3 protein-coding genes and 2 pseudogenes are annotated in these 8,143 nt (G+C 38.1%); 2 read left to right on the top strand and 3 right to left on the bottom strand.

All coding sequences use genetic code 11. The features are described 5' to 3' along the window. On the bottom strand, positions 1 to 5,678 hold a 5,678-nt coding region (locus tag B7692_RS06230; protein WP_142360037.1), incomplete at its 3' end, for a DUF1542 domain-containing protein. A gap of 425 nt (positions 5,679 to 6,103) precedes the next feature. On the opposite strand from B7692_RS06230, the pseudogene B7692_RS06235 reads away from it, so the two are divergent. Together B7692_RS06235 and B7692_RS11540 are read left to right on the top strand one after the other, a co-directional pair. Next, positions 6,104 to 6,478: pseudogene (locus B7692_RS06235) on the top strand (transposase); the annotation flags it as partial. An 86-nt stretch (positions 6,479 to 6,564) separates the two neighbouring features. Next, positions 6,565 to 6,999, top strand: a pseudogene (locus tag B7692_RS11540) (transposase); the annotation flags it as partial. A 50-nt stretch (positions 7,000 to 7,049) separates the two neighbouring features. Here the strand turns inward: B7692_RS11540 and B7692_RS06245 are convergent. Beyond that, positions 7,050 to 7,910 carry an NAD(P)H-hydrate dehydratase gene (locus B7692_RS06245; protein WP_084930233.1) on the bottom strand — a complete coding sequence of 287 codons (861 nt, stop codon included), beginning with the start codon at positions 7,908 to 7,910 and terminating at the stop codon, positions 7,050 to 7,052. A gap of 113 nt (positions 7,911 to 8,023) precedes the next feature. After that, a partial coding sequence (locus tag B7692_RS11545; protein WP_142360038.1) for an LPXTG cell wall anchor domain-containing protein occupies positions 8,024 to 8,143 on the bottom strand: 120 nt, incomplete at its 5' end.

Raw genomic sequence — 8,143 nt, forward strand, 5'->3', positions numbered from 1 at the left:
CCTGGGTTAACGGCTTTAACCTTATCCTCAATTGCTTTCTTCTCTTCTGGAGTTAAGCTATCTGGATTGGCTACTACTGTCTTAGAGGCTGGTGTTACTACATCGTCGCCTGCATTTGGTTTAGCAGCTGCTTCTGCTGTCTTCGTTAATGCTGATGCTGGAATAACTGCTGTCTTACCTGACGGTGTTGTAACTGTTGCGTTACCCTTATCATCCACTACTACCGTAGCACCTGGGTTAACTTCTTTAACCTTATCCTCAATTGCTTTCTTCTCTTCTGGAGTTAAGCTATCTGGATTGGCTACTACTGTCTTAGAGGCTGGTGTTACTACATCGTCGCCTGCATTTGGTTTAGCAGCTGCTTCTGCTGTCTTCGTTAATGCTGATGCTGGAATAACTGCTGTCTTACCTGACGGTGTTGTAACTGTTGCGTTACCCTTATCATCCACTACTACCGTAGCACCTGGGTTAACGGCTTTAACCTTATCCTCAATTGCTTTCTTCTCTTCTGGAGTAAGGGCTTCTGGATTTGCTACGACTGTTTTATCTGATGGTGTATTGATGTCGTTTCCTGCATTTGGTTTCTTAGTATCTTCAGCAGTACGTACTAATTCATCTACAGGAATCACTTGTGTTTGTCCATCTGGAGTTGATACTTTAGCATTTCCTTTTTCATCTACTGTTACTACAGAATTTGGATTTACTGCTTCTACAGCTGCTTTAATTTTTTCTTTTTCAGCATCTGTTAATTTAGCTGGATCTGCTACAACCACTTTATTCGCTGGTTTAACTACATCATTTCCTGCTTTTGGTTCATTTGCTGTATCAGACGTTTTCACAACTTGTTCAGGAGTGATGGTTTCCTGATGACCATCTGGAGTTGTAACAGTAATATTTCCATCTGCATCTTGAGTAATTTCTTTAGCATCTGGATTTACTTTCTTAACAGCTTCTAAGACCTTAGCTTTTTCATCGTCTGTTAAAGTACTTGGGTCATTTACAAGAACTTTATCAGCCGGAATATTCACTTCACCTACAGCTTTAATAGCCGCTTTATCTGACTCTTCAATTCCATCAACAGCTTCTGCTGTTTTAGCGGCATCTACAGATTTTTTAGCTTGTTCTGCAATCTTATCTACTTGAGCTTTAAGATCTTCTTTTGCTTTAGGAGTTAAATCTGTACGTGAATCAATTGCTGCTTTTTTAGCTGTTGCTTCTTCGTCAATTGCTTTACGAGCATTTGGTTTATCTTCAACTAATGGTAAAGATTTTTCGATTTCAGCTTTTGCTTCGTCTTCTAAAGCTTTAACATCTGCATCTGTTCCTGCTTTGTCGATTTCTGCCTTAGCTTCATCTGCTAGAGCTTTAGCTGCGTCTGCTGCAACTTTCTTCTCATCATCTGTAGCATCTGGAGTACTTTCGATAGTTTTTAGTTGTTCAGCTAATTTAGCATCAATTGCTTTTTTAGCTTCTGGTTTAGTTACTGCTGTTGGATTTACTGCAGTTACTTCGTCAACACCTGTTTTCTTAGCTGCATCTACTGCTGTTTGCGCTGTTTGTGCAGCTTCTGGTGTATCTGCTACATCTGGTTGTTTAGCGATTTCTGCTAATTGTGCATCAGCTTTATCTTTCGCTTCTTTCTTAGCTGTAGCTTTTTCTTCTTCTGTTAAGTCCGTACGTTTGTCGATTTCGGCATTTTTATCTTCTAATGCTTTCGCGATTGCTTGTTTAGCTGGTTTTTTTGCTACTGGAGTTACATTTGCAACTGCTGTTTCACCATCTGTTTTAGCTTGATCTACATCCGCATCTGTTGTTGCTTTATCAATAGCATCTTTAGCTGCATCTGCTTTTGCTTTCGCTGCTTCTTTTGCTGCTGTTTTTTGCTCAGGTGTTAAATCATCACGAGCGTCAATTGCGTTGTTTTTAGCTGTTAATGCATCTTCAATTGCTTTCTTAGCCACATTTTTCTTAACCGCTTCTGGATTTACTGCTTTAACTTCCGCAACACCCGTAGTTTTAGCTGTGTCTACTGCTTGTTGCGCCGCTGTTGCTTTATCTGAAGTATCTGCAATCGCTGGTTGAGCGTTGATGGCATCTGTAGCCTTTTTAGCTAAGTCTTTCGCTTCTTTCTTAGCTGCTGCTTTTTCTTCTGTTGTTAAATCTTTACGATCATCCAGTTCTTTTTCTTTCTTGGCTAATTCATCTGCTACTGCTTTTTTCGCTTCTTCTTTAGCAATTGGGTATACAGACGTTACATCTGCAACACCTTTATCTTCTGCATCGTTAACAAGTTTTTGTGCCGCTGCTGCTGCTTCAGCCGTTTCTGCATTATCAGGTTGGGCATTAACTTTTGTAAGTTCCGCATCCGCTAATTTCTTAGCTTCAGCCTTAGCCGCATCTTTTTCTGCTTGTGTTAAATCTTTACGATCATCGATTTCTTTATTCTTAGCTGTTAATGCATTCGCAATAGCATCCTTAGCATTTTCTTTTGCTACTGGATTAACCTTACCAATTTCTGCAATTCCAGTACCTTTTGCTGTATCTACAGCTGCATCTGTTGTTGCTGCATCGATAGCTTTTGTTGCATCTTCTACTGCTTTATTAACTTTAGCAAGAGCCGCATCTTTTTCTGCTTGTGTTAGATTTTTATCAGCATTAATTGCATCGGCTTTCGCTTTGCGTGCTGCTTCAACATCTGCTTTAGCAGCAGCCTTTTTCGCTACTACTGGATTGTCACCTGCGATTGCTGTAGTTCCAGCATTTTGGGCCTTATCAATAGCATCTTTTGTCGTTACATTAGCATCGTTAATCGCTGCTACTGCTTTTTCTTTATCTGCATTTACTTTGGCGATTGCTGCTGCTTTTTCTTCGTCAGTAGCGTTTGGAGTTTTGTTAATCTCTGCAATCTTATCTTCTGCTGCTTGGTTAACTGCATTAATCGCTGGTTGTTTATCTAAACTTACAAACTCAGATAAAGCTCTCTTATCTGTAGAACCATCTTTATACGTTACAACAAGATTTCCTTGGTCATCTTTTGTTACTGATTGGATTCTAGAATCTTTATCATCTACATTCTTACCTTTTTTATCAGCTAAGTTTGCATCATCATTGTTGTTAGAATACTCAAGTTTTAGTTTTTCTTTAATCTTCGCTAAGTCTGCTTCGGTTACGTTGTCTGGGTCCGCTACTGCAACTTTCTCTGTCGGTGCAGTAATGTCGTACTTAGATGTTTGATTTTTAACTATAAACTGAATATATCCTGGTTTAGATTTTGCATCAGGGTCAATATCTAAAGCGTTAAAGTTACGATCCGCTGGCATTGAACTAAAGTTATCATTGTCATTAGCAGCTACAAAACTTGTCCAACGGTTTGGCGCTGTAAGTGTAGTGACACCTGTCATTTTAATAGTTGCTTCCTGTTTGTTATCAGAAATTGTGCCCGCACCAGTAACAGCACCATTATTTACTACACCCATAGAGAAGCCAAAGGCCAAAGTGTTATTCCAGTGAACATCTCCAGGTCCACGTAAATACAAATCTTTGACTTCAGAATCGTCTGATGCTTTGAATGTCAAATCTGTATTTTCACCTGTATAGACATAGACTTGCTTCTCAGCTAAGTTCGAGTACGGAACTTCTACTGTTGGAGCGGTATTTTTACGTACAAATTCTGATAATTTACGTTTATCAGTAGAATCATCTTTATACGTTACAACAAGATTTCCTTGGTCATCTTTTGTTACTGATTTAATCTTAGAATCTTTGTCTTCTACATTCTTACCTTTTTTATCTGCTAAGTTTGCATCATCATTGTTGTTAGAGTACTCAAGTTTTAGTTTTTCTTTAATCTTCGCTAAGTCTGCTTCAGTTACATTGTCTGGATCTGCTACTGCAACTTTTTCTGTTGGTGCAGTAATATCGTATTTAGCTGTTTGATTTTTAACGATAAACTGAATATATCCTGGTTTAGATTTTGCATCAGGATCAATATCTAAAGCGTTAAAGTTACGATTCGCTGGCATTGAACTAAAGTTATCATTGTCATTAGCTGCAACAAAACTTGTCCAACGGTTTGGTGCTGTAAGTGTAGTGACACCTGTCATTTTAATAGTTGCTTCCTGTTTGTTACCAGAAATTGTGCCCGCACCAGTAACAACACCATTATCAATCTTACCTGTTGTGAACCCAAAACCTTCAGCATTATTCCAATTAACATCACCAGGGCCACGTAAATACATATCTTTTACAGCAGTATCATCATTAGCTGTGAATGTTAAATCCGTATTTTCACCCGTATAAACATAAACTTGTTTCTCTGCTTGGTTCGAATATGGCACTTTTACTGTAGGTAGAGGATTGTTGCGTAAAACACTAGTTAAAGCAACAGAATCTGTTGATCCGTCTTTATAAGTAACAACAATCTGATCTCCTTGCTTAGTTACAGTGTCAATGTAGTTTGAAGCATTTTCTACTAATTTGCCGTTTTTATCAAGTAATCTTGCATCGTCTGCTGTATTATAAGTAATTTTTATATTATTTTTAATTTTCTCAAAATCAGCTTGAGATAGATTGTTTACATCAGCAACAGCAATCTTACCAGCTTCATTTGTTTGTGCTTGAATATCATATTTTTGAGTTTGTTCACGAACCCATAACTTAAAGTAGCCTTCTGGTAGTGGATTCGCATTTTCCTGATTTCCACTAGGCTCTGAGAATACTGCCCCATCTAAATCTTCAGCGACTAGATAACGTGTCACTAACTTACCTGTATAAGTTGGTCGATTTGGCACTGATACTGTCCCTGTAATCGTTACCTTGGCTGGATTATCTTGTGTCGCTACAATTCCTTCAGTTTCATTTCTCTGAGATGAGAACGTTAGTCCATACTGATTGTTTATTTTTGAACCAGCAGCACCTAGGGCATCAATACCCCTTGATCCTTCTCCTATACGAATATCCTTAATTTTCCCAGAGTCATCTGTTACTGATAATTCAATATTGGTTTCTTCACCTTTATAAACATAAATATCTTTTGTAGCTGCATTAGAAAATGGAATATTCCCAACTGGTTTGTTATTCGTAACAGCTTCTGTACGGAAAGCATTATCTACGTCTAACTCTTTCCCATTACGTAAATCATTAGAACCTGTATTTTCAATTGAGTTAGAATCAGATTTTTTCTCTGTATTCTCTGCTTTTTTACCGACAGTTTCTTTACCATTTGTCGTATCTACTGCTGGTTTTTCTTGTTTCTCTACAGGTTTATTGTGCAATTTTGCGTTTACTACAGTGACAAGTTTATTATAAGCTGCTTTTAGTTCATCTTGGCTGGTTGCAGAAGCAAGCACAGATTTAGCAGAAGCAAGCTCAGAATTTAAAAGAGCGATGCTCTCCTCAGTCTTATTAGCGTATTTACCCGCTGAAATTTTCTCTTCAATTTCAGCAATATAGCTTTTCAATTGAGTCTTATCCAAAACAACTTCTTTAGTTGGAACATCAGCTGTTTTTGGTTCTTGGATTTCATCGGCTTGAACAGACACCGCTCCATTACCCAAAAACATGAAAAGTGCAGCAACTGCTACGCTAGCTGCTCCAAAACTGTATTTACGAATTGAGTAACGCGTGACTTTTTCACGGCGTAAACGTTCAGAACGACTCATAGATGGTTTATTTCCCATTATCTTCTCCTCAAAAATTTATTTAGTTTAGTATCCACACAAAATACTAGCTGTTACTAAGAACAGCTTGCAATTCTAATATGATTACTTATACATATCATTTTACTCTATTTTTTATTTATATTCAACTGATTAGAATCAAATTTTTACAAAAAAAAAAAAAGTGTTTTGCGAAAGTAGACAATTTTCTGACATCGGCACAATGTATTTTTATACATTTCATTGCAAGTTATTTGATAGATGGATCCATCATTGGAATTAACCTATTTGTTGTAAAAAATAATACTATTAATCACAGCAAAACTCCCCGTTTGAAAGTTGCTTATAAAAATATGTTTATTTAAATTTAGACATATTCATTTTAGTATTGATTACACTACTAAATTCAGCTAACTAAAAAACTATCTATTTTCATATCTGCTAATTTCCCTGTCATTCTGACAGATAATGGTGGAGAGTTTGCCAGGGTTGATGATATCGAAATGGATGTGCGAGGAGAGAGTAAACTATTCTTTTGTGACCCTAATCGCTCTGACCAGAAAGGGAGAATTGAGAAAAATCACACGCTGATTCGCGACATTCTGCCTAAAGGAACTTCTTTTGACAATTTAACTCAAGAGGACATCAATCTCGTCTGTTCGCATGTCAACAGCGTCAAACGTGCTGCTTTGAATGGAAAGTCAGCCTATGAGCTCTTTACATTTACCTATGGAGAAGAGATTCCTAAACTTCTCGGCATTTCTAAAATACCTGCAGAAGACGTCTGTCAGTCGTCTACATTACTCCAACATAAGTTCTAAAAATTAACCTTCAACCCCATTCAAACGTCTCACACTAACTTCCACCATAGCGGAACTTAGTTTGGGAATTTAGCGGTAAAAATTTTCGAGGGTATAAACAATCGGCTAGAAATCTAGCGAATTGGTACTATAATGACAAGGAGGATAGCTACACACATCCTTACGGCTGGTATTATCGTTTTCACCATATCAAACATCAGAAAACACAGACGGACTTTCAACAGGAAATCAAGGTTTACTACGCTGATGAACCTGAATCAGCCCCTCAAAAGGGACTGTATATGAACGAACGCTATCAAAACTTGAAAGCTAAAGAATGTCAGGCGCTTTTATCTCCCGAAGGAAGACAGATTTTCGCTCAACACAAGATTGATGTGGAACCTGTCTGTGGGCAGATAAAGGCTTGTTTGGGTTACAAGAGATGTAATCTGAGAGGGAAGCGTCAAGTGATAATTGACATGGCATTGGTACTTATGGCCAATAACCTCCTAAAATACAATAAGAGAACGACTCAAAATTAAAAAGCTAGAGTTCCACAATTGGAAATCTCTAGCTTTTTTGTGGCTGAGAATTATTTTGTCTCAGACTCTTTTTGAAATATTTTTTTCATTATTTTAGGCAGACAACTGCTGATTTCCGTCGGCAAGACCACATAATGTTCTTGAGCTAGTTCTTGGGCTATGGCTGAATGAAGATGGGTCGCTACGATTACACGTTCATAGAGACTGGCTTGTTTAAACTGGCCTGCAAATCCTGCAATCATACCAGCCAGAGTATCCCCCATTCCCCCAGTCGCCTGATAGGGACCACCAACCTGTAACTGGTAATAATCAAACTGGCCAGCTTGCCAAATACGAGTAGCCGGACCCTTCTCCACCAAAATTGTTCCTTGAGGAAAGGAAGTCAGGGCACTAGATATTGTATCTTCGTTTTGCTTTTTAATCGTAATTCCAGACAGCTTTTCCCATTCTTTTTGGTGGGGAGTTAGGATAAGCTGGTTAGACGGAAATGACAAACTTATCCTAGCAAGAATGGTTAAGGCTCCTCCGTCTACAATCAAAATCTGATTCTTTTTTAAGCTAGCAAAGACCTGTTTTACTAGATTTTCTCCAAAAGTATCGTCTCGTAAACCAGGTCCCAGTAAGACAACTTCTGCCTTCTCCAATTGCTCTTTTAACAATTGCTGGTCTTGAAGAGCAAAGGCCATAGCCTCAGGTAAATGACTGTGCAAAGCTGGTATATTTTCCCTATCCGTTCCAACAGTCACCAATCCTGCACCGCTTTTTACAGCTGCTAAAGCAGCCATAATGATGGCACCACCATAAGGATAAGTCCCACCAAGCAACAGCAGACGGCCATAGTCTCCTTTATGACTGGTACTAGAACGTTCAATAATGACTTTTTCTAATAATGCTTGCTCAATCACTTTCATTGTTTTTTCCTCTCTATTCATTATACTATAAAGTCTATCCACCTTGCATCTTGAACATAAATCTCTTCGTTTATATAGAAAAAGAGGGGGACAAAGACCCTCTACGAAACATCTCATTTTTCTAAAAATAAATCAGTTTCTTTTTTACTTTTTGCTACAAAGATAGCGGATAGGGCTAGGCTAACACTTGCCAAGAAAATAGCTGTTTCTGACTGTTTCTCACCAGTTTCTGG

It is taken from the genome of Streptococcus mitis (assembly GCF_002096925.1).
Lineage (GTDB): Bacteria > Bacillota > Bacilli > Lactobacillales > Streptococcaceae > Streptococcus > Streptococcus mitis_AF.

Excerpts from the sequence above, each read along its gene's own strand:
- B7692_RS06245 (WP_084930233.1), bottom strand. The coding sequence starts at position 7,910 with ATGAAAGTGATTGAGCAAGCATTATTAGAAAAAGTCATTATTGAACGT.